The sequence below is a fragment of the Emticicia fluvialis genome (assembly GCF_024793945.1).
Taxonomy (GTDB): domain Bacteria; phylum Bacteroidota; class Bacteroidia; order Cytophagales; family Spirosomataceae; genus Emticicia; species Emticicia fluvialis.
This window is the reverse complement of record NZ_JANUSD010000004.1, coordinates 271,598-288,498: the sequence shown is the minus strand read 5'-3', so window position 1 is coordinate 288,498 and position 16,901 is coordinate 271,598. Positions and strand designations below refer to the sequence as shown.

Sequence of the window (16,901 nt, the reverse complement as noted above, 5' to 3'; positions counted from 1 at the left end):
AACCTAAACACTTTGTAAATAACAAAATGAAAAGGTTTAAAATTAATTTGCGGACCAAATCAATTTAAAGCGCGAAAAGTAGTAAAAAGTAACCTAAGTGCAATCATTTAGGTGGCATTTCTTTATTAAATTTGCAGAAAAAAACCAATGATCGTTCATCCTGCATATTCAAATTAATGGCGCACTTAAAAATATTTCTGTAAATGCTTCAAAAAGATTAATTTTGAGCGAACCTAAATCTCATTTTGTCCTGATGGATTCAATTAAAGTTTTTGCACCTGCCACTGTTGCTAATGTTGCCTGCGGTTTTGATATATTTGGCTTTGCTGTTGATGCACCTGGCGACGAAGTTATCATTTCTAAAAGGGACGATTCGAAGATAGTAATTACAAAAATAAGCGGTGAGGATGGCAAACTAACCCTTGACCCTCAAAAAAATGCGGTTACGGTTCCGGTTATTACCTACCTTAAAAAATTGGGACTGGCGCAAGGCTTTAATGTTGAGCTGCATAAAAAAATGCCACTGGGCAGTGGTCTGGGTAGTAGCTCGGCAAGCTCGGTAGCCGGGGTATTTGCCGTAAACGAATTACTGGGCAGGCCTGTACCGGTTAAAGACCTGCTGCCTTATGCCATGGAAGGCGAACGTATAGCCTGTGGGGCAGCCCATGCCGACAACGTAGCACCGGCTTTAATGGGAGGATTTGTGGTAATACGTAGTTACAACCCGCTTGATTTTTTTAATGTGCCTACCCCGCAAGAGCTTTTTGTAACAATAGTACACCCCGATATTGAAGTAAACACCAAAGATGCCCGTTACATACTACGTAATGAGGTATCAATGAAAAATACCATTGCTCAGATGGGTAACGTAGCCGGTATGATTGCCGGGCTTATGCAGTCTGATTATGATTTGATTGCCCGCTCAATGGTAGATTTTATTATTGAGCCTGTTCGTTCTATATTGATTCCGGAATTTTGGGAGGTAAAAAATGCAGCCCTTGAAGCCGGTGCTTTAGGGTGCAGTATTTCTGGTGCCGGGCCATCTGTTTTTGCTTTCAGCCGTGGGCAGGAAACCGCCGAGAAAGTATCTATGGCTATGAAAACAGCCTTCGAAAAAGCAAGCATACACTGCAATGCTTATGTTTCTGGTGTAAACACACAAGGCCCCAAAGTTTTAAATTAATTTAAAAAAGATTGAACTTTCAGCCTGTAATTTAGTGTTACAAAATCATAAGGCTGAAAATTAGGACATACCGATACGGTTGAATCAAAAAAGCGTACCGATAAAAAAATATTTTAAGAAAATTTTGATTTTCTAAAATATTTGCCATATAATTGCATTCAAATCCCAGTTTAACTTCAATAGGCTTTCTGAATTAAGAAAACACCCTCTTTGAATCAATCAATTTCTGAAATTACAATCCAAATATTGCTTGCTAATTTCTTAATTCGGGTTTATCCCTGATTATAGTTAAATTTTGATACTAAGTAAAATTAAAATTAATCTCCAGTTAAAGTAAAATACTTTTTAACCGTTAGTGTTCAAATACTGCCTGTAATTTGCTTTCAACTGTTCACAAACTTATAATGTCCTTTTCTTTTTTCAGCATCGATTTTAGTCTCTAACCATCGCAAAATAGTATAGTTGATTCTCACGTATGTATACATCAGAAGAACTGAATCTGAAACTTCTATCAGAGTTAAGAAAAATTTGTATTGAAGTGGGCATTAAGGATGTCCGCAATGCCTCGAAGCCGGAATTAATTGAAAAGATTTTGGAACACCAGTCCCATAAATTAACTTTTAATTTACCCAAGGAAGTTGCCGAAGCAACCGGAAGTAACTTTGAAGAGCCACTCTTTAACGATAATAAAGTTCAGAAAGGCCGAACCAGAATAAATAAAACAGCCGACAACAAAGCAGCTGATATGAATGCCATGCCAAAAGAGCCACAGAAAAAAGTTGGCAGCAAAAAGCTGTTTGATAAAGCCCCTGCACCTGAATTCTCTCCATCATTTGCCCCTGAGCCGGTGAATGAAGATGCCCAGCCACAGCCGGATATGCTTCTTGTGCCAGACCTTGAGCCGATTATGAATCTGGAAGAAGCAGAAGACTTTGACTTGTCTGAAATTGACGCAGAAATGAGCGAATTTGAAGGCCTGACAGACGACATCGTTCCGGATATTGTTGAACAAAAAGAAGACAAACGCTTTGTTGACGACTACACCAAGGTTATCAAGAAACAGTTCAATAATCTTATTAAAGAGTTTGACGGTTTGATTGAAAACGAAGGTGTGCTGGAAATAATGCAGGAAGGCGGATATGGTTTCCTTCGTTCTGCCGACTACAATTATCTGGCAAGCCCCGACGACATCTACGTGTCGCCGTCGCAGATAAAGCTTTTTGGCCTTAAAACCGGAGATACCGTTAAGGGTGCCATTCGCCCCCCAAAAGAAGGTGAAAAATACTTTGCCTTACTTAAGGTGCTATCTGTAAACGGTAAAACTACCGAAGAGATACGCGACCGTATACCGTTTGAATACCTCACGCCTTTGTTTCCTAACGAACATATCAAACTAAGCAGCAAACCAGATGTTTATTCTACGCGTGTGCTTGATTTGTTTGCGCCTATTGGTAAAGGCCAGCGTGGTATGATTGTGGCACAGCCCAAAACAGGTAAAACTGTATTGCTGAAAGAAATTGCAAATGCTATTACCCGTAATCATCCGGAAATATACCTGATTATACTACTGATTGACGAACGCCCGGAAGAGGTAACCGACATGCAGCGCAGTGTGCGCGCAGAAGTAATATCTTCTACGTTTGACGAAACCGCCGACCGCCACGTAAAAGTGTCTGGTCTGGTACTTGAAAAAGCCAAACGCCTGGTTGAGTGCGGTCATGATGTTGTTATTCTTCTCGATTCTATTACGCGTCTGGCACGTGCTTATAACACGGTTATTCCATCTTCGGGTAAAATACTTTCCGGTGGTGTTGACGCCAACGCACTCCATAAGCCAAAACGTTTCTTTGGTGCAGCCCGTAATGTAGAAAATGGTGGCTCGCTTACCATTATTGCTACTGCCCTGATAGACACCGGCTCTAAAATGGACGAGGTAATTTTTGAAGAGTTTAAAGGTACCGGTAACATGGAGTTGCAGCTTGACCGTAAGTTGTCTAATAAACGTGTGTATCCGGCTATTGATATTCTTGCTTCGGGTACCCGTCGTGAAGACCTCCTGATGGATAAAGAAACCCTTCAGAAAGTATGGTTGCTGCGTAAATATATGGCAGACATGAACCCTATGGAAACTATGGAGTTCTTGCTTGACAAAATGAAAGGAACACGTACCAACGAAGAGTTTTTAATGACTATGAACCGTTAGGAATCAGGTATTTTTGATGATTTTCTTTGAACGGATTACATCATCCTGATTTACGATAACAAAATATATACCTTCCGGAAGCCCTGCCAGATCAAAATCGTGCAGGGCTTTTGTATGTACTTCTTCCTGCAGGATTTTCCCGGCCAGATTAGATAGCTGGTAATGCGTTTCATAACCCGGTGGCACTTTTACATATACTTTTTCATCGGGCTCGTTATAAAATATCACCAGGTCGTCTTTTCTCATTTTTAAAATTTGTTTATCTTCTTTGTAGTAAACAGGTAGTATTCGCCTGCCTTTAATAATATTTTCTGTTTCCCCTCTGCAATTTCCCGGGTTGTCTCGCCAAAAAAATCATACCAGATTCCTGCTTCCAGATTACTTTTTACCGAGGCGTCTTTCAAACCAAAATTTACCAGTAATCTGATTTGCATTTCAGGGTGATTAATACTGATTTGCTTCACTAAACTGTCTGAATCCTCAATGAATTCTCCATCTTTCCATGCAACAATATTTTTTCTGAAATGAATCATTTGCCTGTAAACTTCCATCAAGGCTTGCCTGCCGGGGTTTTTCAGGTATTCCCACCTGATGGGTTTTACACCAGTGCGGCCGTTAAAATCAATGTGGATGTCGTACCCGAATTCGCCAAATTGCCAGAATAACTTTGGCCCGGGGTAAATAAAAAACAAAACCGCAGCAGCTTTTGCGCGGGCAAGTGCTGTGGGTAAGTCTTTTAATTTTCTGAGGCCGTCAAATACCAGGCGTTCTTCGTCATGGCTTTCTATATAGCCTACCAGGTGTGGGTATTTCCAACCTCTGTTCTGATGGCTCAACCAGGATACGCTATCTTTTTTACCTCTAACCAGATTCCTGAACTGATGATTCAGATGCCCCCAGAGTAAAAAACCATAATCGGCCAGTTCGGTTTCTTCGTCATTAGCTGCCAGATGCTCCAGAATCAGATAACATTTTTTATGGTAAGTTCTTATTTTATCATAAAATCGTTTCAGCAATTTTATCCGGCTGGCATCGTAGCTTGACCACCTCTGCACATCAGGATATGATAACACCTGCGTAAAACCTTTGGTGAGGTCAAACCGGAACCCATCAACTTTGTATTCAGTAAGCCAGAAATGGCATACATCATCAAAAAAGGCCTGCGTGTACCTGCTTTCATGGTTAAAATCAAAGAACACCGAGAAAGGATGCGTAGCCTGCTCATTAAAGAAAGGATTCTCCTCGTCAGCTTTGCCGGGCTTCTCATAAGCCTTGTAGTAAGAAAAATGCTTATCGGCATGGTTAAAAACTACATCAAGTATTACTGCTATGCCATTTTCATGGCATTTGTCTATCAGATACTTCAGGTCGTTTTTGGTACCGTAGGCTTTGTCAGAGGCAAAATAAAAAGTGGGGTTGTATCCCCACGAATCATTTCCGGTAAATTCCTGCACCGGTAGCAGCTCAATGGCATTAATACCCAGTTGTTTAAAGTAAGGAATATAGTTGGCCACATCTCGGTATTTGCGCGACTCAACAAAATCTCTAATCAATAATTCATAGATAACCAGTTCTTCTTTGGCAGGTGGCAAAAATGACTCAACCTGCCAATTATACTCTTCAGGATTCGTTTGTAATACGGATACCGTGCCGCGAAATGGATTATCGAATGGGTATCTTCTCAGATTAGGATACGTATTGGCAGGAATCAGCTTGTCGAACTGTGGGTCCAGAATTTTCTCAGTGTAAGGGTCTGCGATAGCAATTTTGCGGTCAATCAGAAATTGATAGGCGTATTCGCGGTCAGGCTTCAGATTATTGATGGTAATTACAAAAGTTTCACCATCAGGCTGTTTTTGCATTTCATATTCATCAATTACCTGCCATGCGTTAAACTCGCCCACCACATGAACCGTCTGTTTTAACGGTGCTATCAGGCTTAAGGTCAGACTGGTATCAGTCAGGTACTCAATCATTCCGATTAAATTTTAAACAGCAGAAACTATACAACCATAAACCGCTGAAGCTGCTCATAAACCTTATGAATAGGTAAACCCATAACGGTATAGAACGACCCCTCTATTTTTGTAATACCTATCATACCTATAAAATCCTGCACGCCATAGCTTCCTGCTTTATCAAACGGCTGACATTTTTGTATGTAATACTCAATTTCCCAATCGCTCAATGGCTTAAAAGTTACATAGGTTGTGTCGCTGAAAGTAATTGTTTCTTCGGCTGTCATCATACAAACCCCGGTAATTACCCTGTGCACTTTATTGCTTAAAAGCCTGAGCATCCTTCGGGCATCATCAATACCGGCAGGTTTGTTAATAATTTCGTTGTCAACAATCACAACGGTGTCTGCACATAAAACAATCTCATCAGACAGGGTTTCTCTGAAACACTCGGCCTTGTTTTTGGCCAGATAAGCCGGCACTTCTGCTACTGGCATTTCAGCAGGAAAAACCTCATCGGTTGGTATTACTTTTATTGAGAACCCGAAACCCGCATTGTGCATGATTTCTTTCCGGCGCGGAGAATTGGAAGCCAGTATAAGCGGTTTTGATAATTGCATAATGCTGCACTAAGTAATAAAATGCGAAATAAATAAATACCTGCTACAAAAACGAGCAATTGTAAAAGTTTCGGCGCCTATACAACCTATTTTCTACAATACTCATCTCTTACATAGATAGTTTACGCTCTGGGTACGTTAAAACAAATTAATATGGAAACCCGACAATTAAACCGTATATTTCAATTCTTGAATTAATTCAAACAATTTAATTACAATTCGTATTTACTTACAATGAATAAGCCGCCTTTGCGTTGCTATATGGCCGGCTAATCCAAAACAGATGCTAACATCGGTACTGAAAAAATCGAATCTTTTCAGCATGAAGAATTGGACCTTTATATTTTTATTGGTTTCTCATTACATTTTCGGACAAACCCCTGACTACAAAAAATTTGACAGCGACAAGTCTGCCAAGGATAGTGTCATGTATACCAAACTAAAAACCAGAATGGAGCAAAGCCGGATAGGGAGGCAATTCTATGGTTTTTTGTTTAGAGATGTGTATAATACCAATGCCCTGAAAAACGAAATTAACAAACTGGATGCGAATCCGTTTGAGATATACAAAGGCAAAATAATTGAGAAAGTTACCATAAGGCAGTTAGACATTTTTGGGCCGACAGTGAATGACACCACCCGACGGGGCGACAGATTTGAGCGTTTTCTTAGCAAAAATCTGCACAGAAACACTAGAGAAGGCATTATCAGAAGATCTTTTTTATTGTTTGGCGAAGGCGATAAACTTGTGCCGCAATATTTAAAAGATACCGAACGCCTTTTGCGGGCTAACCCTAGTATCCATGACGCACGCATATTGGTAAACCTTAGTGAGACCAGCGAAGAAATGGTTGAAGTTGTGGTATTGGTGCAAGATGTATGGTCTATAAATGTAGATGCCTCTGCCAGCGGCATAAACGATTTCAGATTTGGCATTGAAGACCGGAATTTCCTGGGTACGGGCCATTCATTTCTTAACAGAGCCACCTGGCGGAAAGACGACCCCTACCAGCCCCTGGGTTACAGAAGCATTTATACGATACCCTACATTGGCAAATCATTTGTTACGGGGCAAATGAGCGCTATTTATGAACGAGACCTAAGCCAGTATTCAATCAGGGTATCCCGTCCATTTCTAACAGTAGAAACCAAAAACGCAGGAGCCGTTGAGCTGGGTTATTACAAATTAAGAGAATATAAAAAACTTGGAAACTCGCCAACAGATAAAGAAATGGTTTATCAGACAGGCTATTATTACTCTGACCTGTGGTATGGCCGAGCCTTTAAGCTCAAAAGCTTTAATAATAATCAGAGACTTATTATAGCCGCCCGTAATTTAAGCTACGATTACAAAACAAGACCGGAGGTAAGAGCAGACACCAACAAAATTTACTGGGACCGCAACACAACCCTAATCAGCATTGGTTATTCAACCAGAAATTATAAAAGAGACGTACTTATTTATGGTTTCGGACGAACCGAAGACGTACCAACCGGCAGCCTGCACTCGCTGACAGTAGGCCGCGAAGAAACAGAATTTGGCGGACGCCAATACGCTGCGCTTCAGTATGCCAATGGTACGTATCTGAGCCGTAATCACGGATACCTTTATTTTCTGGCCAGTGCAGGTACTTATTTCAAGAAAAAAACCACCCAACAGGGGATTCTTAGCTTTCAAAGCTATTATTTCAGCCCGTTGATGCGGTTGGGGCAGGTGCAGTCGCGTAATTTTATTAATCTTGGCTTTACTTATGGCATTAACCGCGACCCGGTTGATTATCTGAACATAAGCGGGCAAGACGGCATTATCGGTGTCAACAGTAACGCCCTCATCGGTGACAAACGACTGACGCTCGGGCTGGAATCTGTCTTATTCTCTAAAAAAAGTCTGTTGGGTTTCAGAATAGCCTATTTTACTTTTGCCAATTTTGGCCTGGTAAGTTTGAGCGATTCAAAACTTTTTTCAAGCACTTTGTATAGAGGATACGGTGTGGGCCTCAGGTTCAGGAATGAAAACCTTACTATAAAAACTTTTCAGATCCGTGTTGGCTATTATCCTAATATACCTGCCATTAGCTCAAATCTTCGCTTGGCTTTTGACGGCATCCAGCCACTTCGTCTCCGCGATTTTGACATTTCTGCTCCAACAATCATACCTCTCCGATAATTTTTTTTTCAGATACAGGAACTAAAATTCATTGACACTTGTAATATATGTACTAACATATAATTGAAATACTTTATAACACTCAGTTAGAGAAGAGAGATGTCGATAGAAAAAGACATAAAACAACAAAAACCTTTTAAGAGCCCGTATCAGAAACTGGTAGTGAATATACTGTTTACCAATAACTGGATGAACAGCGACCACATGAATATTCTGAAACCGTTTGACCTGACGGCTCAGCAATACAACGTACTCAGAATTTTGAGGGGGCAATATCCGAATCCGATTACTGTTAACGGTATTATAGACCGAATGCTGGATAAGATGTCTAATGCGTCAAGGCTGGTTGATAAACTTCTGCTGAAGGGTTTGGCTACCAGATGCGACAACAAGGATGACAGACGTGCGTGTGATGTTCGTATCACAGACAAAGGCCTGGAAGTATTAGAAGAAATAGATGTACTGCAGGAAAGCTGGGAGTCGACATTTTCAAACCTGACACCGGAAGAAGCCGAAGCCCTGAGTAATTTACTTGATAAACTCAGAAACAGCCAATAAGCCTAATCAGGAATAGGTCATTAAAACAAGGATGTTATAATCTACTTAATCTATTGATTATAAAGAATTTAAATTAATTAATTACTTTTTAAAATTAAATTTCAAAACCAATGAAAATTATCAGAAGTTTATTTACAGTTGCAGTTGCAGGTTTAGTAAGTTTTTCAGCGCTGGCCGATAATGGTAAAAAAGGCCCACAAACATTAAAAGTAGACACCAAAGCCAGCTCTTTTAACTGGATTGGTAAAAAAATTACCGGTGAACACAACGGTACTATCAACATTCAAAGTGGTAACCTTGCCGTTGATGGCGACAAACTGGTTGGTGGAGATTTTGTAATTGACATCAACAGCATTAAAGTGGTAGACCTGAAAGATGCAGAATACAACGCTAAACTAACAGGCCACCTGAAAGCCCCTGATTTCTTTGATGCAGCAAAATACCCAACAGCCAGCTTTAAAATCACTAAAGCTACACCTAAAGGTGGCGCTAACTATGATATTGCTGGTAACCTTACTATCAATGGTGTTACCCAGGCTATCACGTTTCCTGCTACCGTAAGTGTAGATAAAAAAGGTTCTGCTACTGCTACAGCCAAATTTGAGGTTGACCGCACTAAATTCGGTAGCAAATATGCGTCAAAATCATTCTTTGATGCCATTGGCGACAAAGCTATCCACGATAATTTCCTTGTTGATGTGAAGTTGGTAGCTGCTAAATAATTGTTAGCAGATTTTAGAGTATTCGTTTCGAAAAAGCCACAGATGAATGTTTCATCTGTGGCTTTTTTATTTTAGCTTTACAAAAATTATTTCGCCTAAATTTTTCTTGAAATAATACAAATCAACAATTAAAAACGATACCAAAAATGGCTTATAACGAACCAATGCTGAGAGACGGCGCACTAGAAGGTAAAACCTTTGTGGTAACAGGTGGTGGCACAGGTCTGGGCAAATCAATGACAAAATATTTTCTGCAGTTGGGTGCAAACGTAGTAATAACAAGCCGGAAACTGAATGTACTGGAAGAAACCGCACATGAGCTGGCCAGCGAAACTGGTGGCAAAATATTACCTATAGCCTGCGATGTGCGCGACTACGGCGCCATTGAAGCCATGAAAGACAAAGCCATTGCCGAATTTGGCAAAGTAGACGGTTTACTAAACAATGCAGCGGGCAACTTTATATCACCTACCGAGCGGCTATCGCACCGCGCCATTGATACTGTTGTAGACATTGTATTAAAAGGAACTTATTACTGCACGCTCGCCTTTGGTAAACACTGGATTGAAACCCAACAAAAGGCAAATGTATTAAGCATTATAACCACCTATAGCTGGACAGGCTCTGCATTTGTTGTGCCATCAGCCATGGCAAAGGCTGGCGTGTTATCAATGACAAGAAGCCTGGCGGTTGAATGGGCAAAATATGGAATCAGGTTTAATGCCATTGCACCGGGGCCTTTTCCAACCAAAGGTGCATGGGACAGGCTGTTTCCAGTAGATGCATTCCCAGAGCATCTCAGAGAAAGATTTTCAGACTTTGGCAATGTGCCTCTGAAGCGCGTTGGCGAACATCAGGAACTGGCCAATCTGGCTGCTTACCTGTTATCAGATTTTTCTTCCTACATAAACGGAGAAGTGGTAACCATAGACGGTGGCGAATGGCTGAACGGCGCAGGGCAATTTAACCATCTGGGTGCCATTCCCGGCGAAATGTGGGATATCATTCAGGCGGCAATCAAGTCGAACACCAAAAGCAAAAAAGACGAGTAAAGGCAACCAAACCTTTTGCCCTGAGCTTACAAGCTGACATGCAATGGCATTTCAGCTTTTTTTGTTCAGAACCGCATTAACACAATGATGATACAGCATTGACAGGCCAGCCGGCAAAAGAAAAACGCAAACCTAAAATACCAATCAAGGCTCAAAAAAGGGGGTTTACGGCTGAGCCTTATCCAATTAATTTAATAACTTTGTCTTGACAATCTCTAACAACATGAAAAACAGATTCTTAAAGTATTTCTTTTTATCCATCACACTTGCTGTTTTTACGTGGTCATGCGAAAAAACAACCTCAGAACCCAGTCCGCAGGCTGTTACACTTGTTAGTTCTACCTTAGTTAAAGAATATTCAAAAGACCAGCTTATTGCCTCGCTTGGCACTCAGGGCCAGGCATTTGCCTTATTTATACAAGGTGGCGTAAAGCAATACAAGCTGGTATATAAAACTAAAAATACCGATGGTACCGAGATACAGGCCTCCGGTGCACTGGTTGTGCCGGTAATATCCAATCGTACGGCGGCATATCCGTTGGTAAGTTACCAGCATGGCACTATTTTTAATGACGAAGACGCCCCGTCTTACTTTACAAGCGATGGCGAAGGCTCTCTGGTTTCTCTGGTAGCTACTCTGGGTTATATTGTAGCCGCCCCGGATTACATCGGCTATGGCGCAAGCAATAATTTGCCTCATACATACGAACACCGCGAAGGACTGGCCACTGCCAGCCTGGATATGCTACGCGCTGCCAAAGAGTTTATAGCCAAAGAAAAAATAAACTGGAACAACAATCTATTTTTAGGCGGATACTCAGAGGGTGGTTTTGCTACTTTGGCTTTACAGAAAAAAATAGAAGAAGAAACCACAAACGAGTTTAACTTGAAGGCGTCAAGCTGTGGGGCAGGCGCATACAACAAAACGCTTAGTTTTAAAACCATTGCCTCAACCACCACAGACGGTAACCCGGGCTACAATGCTTCGTACATCTGGGTATTACTTACCTACGACCGCATCTATAAACTTAACAGGCCTTTAACAAGCTATTTTATTGAACCTTACGCCAGCCAGATTCAGAAAGACAAGCAAAACGCAAACATTTCGGTAAGTTTTAATACTATTCTGACCGATGCCCTGAAACAAAGTCTTGCAAACGGTTCTGACACCGCATTAATGAATGCAGTAAAAGACAATGATATTTTTGACTGGAAACCCAAAACCCCAACACAACTGGTACACGGCACCGCTGATACTTATGTACCTTTTTTCAATTCGCAAACCGCTTATGACGCCATGTTGAAAAAAGGAGCCACTAACGTAAAGCTCATAGGTATAAACAATGGCACGCATAGTTCATCTGTTGAGTCTTTTCTTACCAGCACCATTTCATTTTTTGCATCCTATCAATAATTAAACAATAAAAAACACTTTTTTGACATGGCTAATCTGAAAAAAGGATTCGTACACACTGTATTTTTCTGGTTAAAAGACAAAACTAATGAGGCAGACCACAAAGCATTGCACGCAGGTTTGCTTGAACTATCAAAAATTGATTTAATTCAGACTGCCTACGTAGGCTTGCCTGCAGATACCAACCGCGCTGTTATTGACTCTTCTTATCAGTTTTCAATCACCTTTGTGTTCGATACCCCAGAGCAACAGGCGGCGTATCAGACCGACCCCGACCACCTTGCTTTTGTTGAAAAATACTCGCACCTGTGGGAGAAAGTAGTGGTTTATGATGCAGAAAGTTAACAGGGTCTTTTGGTAACCATACCCTTTGTTTTTGCATTAAACCAAAGTTATACTAATTATGAAGAACCTCCTACCCTATGTATTTCTGTTTGTTAGTATTACTTCTTTTTCGCAGAGTTTAGAGTTTGAGGCCAAAGGGTTAATTGCTGTTTCAGATGCAGACCAGGCAGCCTCTGCAATTTTTGATGGCAAATTATATAAAGAAAAAGGAGCAAAAGACGCTTTTGTGTCCATTCGGCTTCCGTTAGGCACGTCTTATGATGACGCCCGCAGCTTTATGGTTTCTACTTCGGTAGTCAACCGTTCCAAAAGTATGGTTGTGTCGCAGAGACATCGTCTTGCCTATGTTTTGGAAAGCCGGGGCATAATCGCCGATAACGTTAATGAAGTAAAAAATATACAGGAAGACCTGTCACCCGGTGGATTTATCTCAGTAATAGATATTGCAGATATCGGTAATCCGAAAGTATTATATAAATTCCCGACGGGCAGAAACCCAGCCGGAATTTCAATGAGCCCTCAGGGCGACTACCTTGCCATCTGTTCAGAAGAAGAAGGAAAAGAGCTTCAGGTTCTTGAGTTAGACCAGAACGGGAAACCCGTCAGGATAATCCATAAACCTCAGGGCTTGCCTTCAGGTAAAATGACAGATGTTAATTGGCATCCGGGGGGTAATTACCTTGCTATTACTCTGGCCGACAAGCGCGAAATTGCTCTGGTAAAAACCACGCGCGATGGGCCAAGTAATAAAATTATCCGCTTGGAATTACAAGGTAAATCGCTCAAGGTCGGTTCTTCTCCCGGTGTCGGGCAGTTTACTGCTGATGGAAAGTTTTTTTTGCTTGTTGACACCAAAAAAGACGAGCATGGCGCAGACGGAGAAGTTTTTATTATCCGTTTTAGTTTGGAGGGTCAGGCAGACCATACGCCTTTAGCACGGATAAAAGTAGGCCAGAACCCCGAAGGCCTGGCGCTAAGCCCAGATGGCAGCCTGGTTGTGGTTGCCAATGCCAGACAAACACATTACCCGTGGCAAAGTGCAGAACTAACCAAAAAGGCCTCTCTAAGTCTTTTGAAGTTTACCTCCGATGGCCGGTTAACCCACATCAGCAACTATGAATTTGACGGAATACTACCCAAAAGTATCTGTTTTGATAAAAGCGGAAAAAATCTGGCGGTTACCGTGTTTGATTATTTTGTATATGCCAAACATTTTGGCGCTGTTGAATTCTGGCGGGTAAAAAACGGAGACAAGCCCACTTTACAAAAACAGGATTTCAAGCTTTTTATGCCCAGAGGCTGCCATGATATACAAGCCATCTGGTAAGTGCATGGCACCAGGCAAATAGTAATTTCTATTGAACTCTTTTAAAAGCATCTTAATTCAACACTATAACAATGAAACGTAGAAATTTTATTAAAAACACATTTTCAGTAGCAGGGGTTTCGGCCGTTCCGTTTACTGATAAAATTAACTTCTTGGCTGGGCAGAACAATTTCAAGATAAAGTATGCACCACACTTTGGTATGTTCAGGCATTCGGCAGGAGAAGATTTGATAGACCAGCTTAAATTTATGGCCGACGTAGGCTTCACAGCACTTGAAGATAACGGAATGATGGGGCGTACCCCGGAAATGCAAACCAAAATTGGCGAAACAATGGCCAAACTGGGTATGCAAATGGGCGTCTTTGTAGTAGATAAAGGTGGCAATGGCGCCAATACTTTGGCCGCCGGTAAAAAGGAATATATTGACATTTTTCTAAACGGCTGCAAACGTGCAGTTGATGTAGCCAAGCGCTGCAATGCCAAATTTGTTACGGTTGTTCCGGGCGACTTTGAGCGTAACCTGCCCATTGGTGTGCAAACAGGAAACGTTATTGATGCCCTGCGCCGTGGAGCCGAGATTCTTGAACCACACGGCATTGTAATGGTTCTTGAACCGTTGAGCGACTCGCCGAATTTATTTCTGCGTACCTCAGACCAAACCTATGAAATATGCCGGGGTGTCAACAGTCCGTCATGCAAGATATTGTTTGATATCTACCACATGCAAAAAAATGAAGGCCACATTATTCCGCATATTGACTGGACCTGGAGCGAAATTGCCTATTTCCAGATTGGTGATAACCCGGGAAGAAAAGAACCCACAACAGGCGAGATTAACTACAAAAACATTTTCAAGCATGTTTATAACAAAAGCAAGGCCGAAAACAAAACCTTTATTTTTGGGATGGAGCATGGTAATTCAAAACCCGGAAAAGAAGGAGAACAGGCGCTCATAAAAGCGTATCAGGAATCTGACAGTTTTGAAATCTGATTCAATAACAATAAAGGGCAGATTGAAACAATTCTTCATCTGCCCTTTATTGTTATTCAGTATGGGTGTTATACCAAACCCATCTCTTTTATGGTTTGCAAAACGCCATTTTCATTATTGGTGTGGCGGGTTACAAAACCAGCCGCTTCCAGAATTTTCGGGTGGGCGTTTTTCATGGCATAACTGTATTTACCTGCTGTCATCATTTCCATATCATTCAGGTAATCGCCAAACACCATCGTTTCTTCAAAAGAAATACCTAACTTCTCCTGAATTTTCCTTATCGCTGTGCCTTTGTTCGCTCCCCAGTCGCTTATATCCAACCAGATTTTCCCGGCAATGGCTACTTTATAATCGTTTTCAAAGGCCTTAAAATGCAGATAACTGTTGGTTTCAGAGTTATTAAAATCGCAGATAGTTACTTTCAGAATCGTGTCTTCTAAATTGGTCAGGTCTTCCACCACTTTTATCCGCTTAAAATAATTTCCGGCTTCGCTCAGAAAACGCTCATCCGTACTTTCAACATAGGCAGAGTTTTTGCCACTTACAATTACATAGCCCTGCTCTACCTTTCTGCCTATTTCAATAAACCTGTTGGCTGCGTCCTTGTCAAGGGAGTCAATATGTATCTGCTCATCCTGATACACAACATACGACCCGTTATCTGCCAGAAAAATCAGCTTATCTTTTATTTTTGCAAATTTTTCGGCCAGGTTATAATATTGCCGGCCACTGGCAATAGCAAATATTATTCCGTTATCGGTCAGCTGCTGTTCAATTTCCCAAAATTCTTCATTCAGTTGTTTGTGGTCGTCGAGCAATGTGCCATCCATATCGCTCACTATTAATTTTATCATTCTTCGGTTATAAGTTTATCATACAAAGGTAAGTACAAATATGTTATATTTGTTTCAATTCAACCATTGCTCTTAAACTTATGGCAAAGAATAAAACCAGCGAAACAGCAATAAAAGTAGAAGACTTTCTGAACCAGATTACTGAAGAGAAAAGAAAAACGGACGGTTTTCAGCTACTTCAAATCATGTCTCAGCAAACCGGCCTCGAAGCCAGAATGTGGGGACCATCAATTATAGGCTTTGGCAGTTATCATTACAAATATGATAGCGGGCATGAAGGTGACGCGCCATTGGTTGCTTTTTCGCCGCGAAAAGATGCCATCAGTCTTTATACGTATCTGGACCCCGACAAAAGAGAGGTACTTCTGCAAAAATTAGGTAAGCACAAAACAGGCAAAGGCTGTATTTACATAAAAAGTATGGCAGATATTAGCATGGACGTGCTGAGAGAAATGATTGATGAATCCGTAAGAGTCAGTCGATTAAAAGACATTTCCAATAGCTGACTTATGGCCGATATCCATATCAGGCTTTTGAGGGCGAATTGTTATTATCTGCTGATCCATCAGTAGATGCCATTCAGGTCTATCTGCCCAATTCAAAAGTATATATAGCTGAAACCGCAGGCAATGTTATTGGTGTATATGTGCTTTGGAGTATCAACGCCCAAGAGGCTGAAATTAAAAATATAGCCGTTGATGATGCACACCAAAGACAAGGTATAGGTACGTTACTTTTGAAACACGCTATCAGACTTGCCACAGAACAGGGCTTTAAAAAATTGCTGATTGGCACAAGTAATGCCAGTATTGGGCAATTATACTTGTATCAAAAGCTGGGTTTTGAACTCTCTGATATAAAATTCAATTTCTTTATTAACAATTATACTGAACCCATCATTGAAAACGGCGTTCAGTGTAAACACATGATTATGCTAAGCATGACACTAAAATAATGACTGACCTAAGTTATACCATTACAAGAGTTTTACCCAAAGAATACGACGAACTGCTTGACTTGTGGGAAGCATCTGTAAGAGCCACCCATCATTTTCTGAAAGAAGAGAACATTTTGTTTTTCAAACAAACCATTTATGAACATAACTATTTCGAAATGGTTGAGCTTAATAGTATCAGAAACGAAGGCGGAAAAATTCTTGGTTTTTCAGGCACCATAGACGATAGCCTCGAAATGCTTTTTCTTCACCCCGATGCCATTGGCAAAGGAATCGGTAAAGCATTGTTAAACCATGCAATAGACACACAAAAAATAAGTAAAGTAGATGTAAACGAGCAAAATACCCAAGCCCTTGAGTTTTATCTGCATCATGGATTTAAGGTGATTAGCCGGTCTGAACTAGACGGAACCGGTAAGCCTTTTCCGATTTTGCATCTGGAGTTAAGGTGATGCCAATGCTTGCCCAGTCGAATTCTGATTTTTTGCTTTTTAAGTACGCAATATAAATAAATTATCTGTTATCAATGCTGCTAATATAAAAGGGCC

Annotated in this window: 17 protein-coding genes; 13 read left to right on the top strand and 4 right to left on the bottom strand. The window is 41.0% G+C overall.

From position 1 onward, the window contains the following. Positions 1-253 precede the first annotated feature (253 nt). On the top strand, positions 254-1,183 hold the full coding sequence (locus tag NZ848_RS06725) for a homoserine kinase (protein WP_259014877.1): 930 nt from the start codon (positions 254-256) through the stop codon (positions 1,181-1,183). Positions 1,184-1,658: 475 nt separating this feature from the next. Beyond that, a complete protein-coding gene (gene rho / locus NZ848_RS06720) occupies positions 1,659-3,386 on the top strand; it encodes a transcription termination factor Rho (RefSeq protein ID WP_253534747.1) in 1,728 nt (575 codons plus the stop codon). A 3-nt stretch (positions 3,387-3,389) separates the two neighbouring features. On the opposite strand, the gene NZ848_RS06715 is transcribed toward rho, so the two are convergent. The 3 genes from NZ848_RS06715 to NZ848_RS06705 are packed head-to-tail and all read right to left on the bottom strand — an operon-like array spanning position 3,390 to position 5,964. After that, positions 3,390-3,632, bottom strand: a complete 243-nt coding sequence (locus NZ848_RS06715; protein WP_101727861.1) for a T9SS type A sorting domain-containing protein — start codon at positions 3,630-3,632, stop codon at positions 3,390-3,392. Between the two features lie 2 nt (positions 3,633-3,634). Continuing rightward, the gene (locus tag NZ848_RS06710) at positions 3,635-5,362 is read right to left on the bottom strand and encodes an alpha-amylase family glycosyl hydrolase (RefSeq protein WP_259014876.1); all 1,728 of its coding nucleotides are present in this window, start codon (positions 5,360-5,362) and stop codon (positions 3,635-3,637) included. Between the two features lie 26 nt (positions 5,363-5,388). After that, a complete protein-coding gene (locus NZ848_RS06705; protein WP_259014875.1) occupies positions 5,389-5,964 on the bottom strand; it encodes a Maf family nucleotide pyrophosphatase in 576 nt (191 codons plus the stop codon). A gap of 283 nt (positions 5,965-6,247) precedes the next feature. Here NZ848_RS06705 and NZ848_RS06700 point away from each other — a divergent pair, with 283 nt between their 5' ends. The 8 genes from NZ848_RS06700 to NZ848_RS06665 all read left to right on the top strand — a co-directional run bounded on the left by NZ848_RS06700 (position 6,248) and on the right by NZ848_RS06665 (position 14,541). Beyond that, positions 6,248-8,131, top strand: a complete 1,884-nt coding sequence (locus tag NZ848_RS06700; protein WP_259014874.1) for a hypothetical protein — start codon at positions 6,248-6,250, stop codon at positions 8,129-8,131. A 99-nt stretch (positions 8,132-8,230) separates the two neighbouring features. Continuing rightward, positions 8,231-8,689 carry a MarR family winged helix-turn-helix transcriptional regulator gene (locus NZ848_RS06695; RefSeq protein WP_101727864.1) on the top strand — a complete coding sequence of 153 codons (459 nt, stop codon included), beginning with the start codon at positions 8,231-8,233 and terminating at the stop codon, positions 8,687-8,689. Positions 8,690-8,799: 110 nt separating this feature from the next. Beyond that, the gene (locus NZ848_RS06690; RefSeq protein ID WP_259014873.1) at positions 8,800-9,411 is read left to right on the top strand and encodes a YceI family protein; all 612 of its coding nucleotides are present in this window, start codon (positions 8,800-8,802) and stop codon (positions 9,409-9,411) included. 146 nt (positions 9,412-9,557) lie between these two features. Then, positions 9,558-10,463 carry an SDR family oxidoreductase gene (locus tag NZ848_RS06685; protein ID WP_259014872.1) on the top strand — a complete coding sequence of 302 codons (906 nt, stop codon included), beginning with the start codon at positions 9,558-9,560 and terminating at the stop codon, positions 10,461-10,463. 223 nt (positions 10,464-10,686) lie between these two features. After that, positions 10,687-11,877 (top strand): alpha/beta hydrolase family protein, encoded by a 1,191-nt coding sequence (locus NZ848_RS06680; RefSeq protein WP_259014871.1) that lies wholly within the window; start codon positions 10,687-10,689, stop codon positions 11,875-11,877. Positions 11,878-11,904: 27 nt separating this feature from the next. Then, positions 11,905-12,222, top strand: a complete 318-nt coding sequence (locus tag NZ848_RS06675) for a Dabb family protein (protein WP_259014870.1) — start codon at positions 11,905-11,907, stop codon at positions 12,220-12,222. A 58-nt stretch (positions 12,223-12,280) separates the two neighbouring features. After that, complete coding sequence (locus NZ848_RS06670; protein ID WP_259014869.1) at positions 12,281-13,549, top strand: WD40 repeat domain-containing protein; 1,269 nt, start codon at positions 12,281-12,283, stop codon at positions 13,547-13,549. Positions 13,550-13,620: 71 nt separating this feature from the next. Then, on the top strand, positions 13,621-14,541 hold the full coding sequence (locus NZ848_RS06665; RefSeq protein ID WP_259014868.1) for a hydroxypyruvate isomerase family protein: 921 nt from the start codon (positions 13,621-13,623) through the stop codon (positions 14,539-14,541). A 68-nt stretch (positions 14,542-14,609) separates the two neighbouring features. On the opposite strand, the gene NZ848_RS06660 is transcribed toward NZ848_RS06665, so the two are convergent. Beyond that, positions 14,610-15,398, bottom strand: a complete 789-nt coding sequence (locus NZ848_RS06660; RefSeq protein WP_259014867.1) for an HAD family hydrolase — start codon at positions 15,396-15,398, stop codon at positions 14,610-14,612. 80 nt (positions 15,399-15,478) lie between these two features. Between NZ848_RS06660 and NZ848_RS06655 the strand changes: the two genes are divergently transcribed. From NZ848_RS06655 to NZ848_RS06645, 3 genes are read left to right on the top strand one after another with little or no spacing between them, the layout of a single operon-like run. Next, positions 15,479-15,904 (top strand): DUF1801 domain-containing protein, encoded by a 426-nt coding sequence (locus NZ848_RS06655; protein ID WP_259014866.1) that lies wholly within the window; start codon positions 15,479-15,481, stop codon positions 15,902-15,904. Positions 15,905-15,942: 38 nt separating this feature from the next. Further along, positions 15,943-16,353: a GNAT family N-acetyltransferase gene (locus NZ848_RS06650; RefSeq protein WP_259014865.1), complete on the top strand. Its 411-nt coding sequence runs from the start codon at positions 15,943-15,945 to the stop codon at positions 16,351-16,353. Then, positions 16,353-16,805, top strand: coding sequence for a GNAT family N-acetyltransferase (locus NZ848_RS06645; protein WP_259014864.1), 453 nt, complete (start codon positions 16,353-16,355; stop codon positions 16,803-16,805). Before NZ848_RS06650 ends, NZ848_RS06645 begins: the two co-directional genes overlap by 1 nt. Positions 16,806-16,901: the final 96 nt, after the last annotated feature.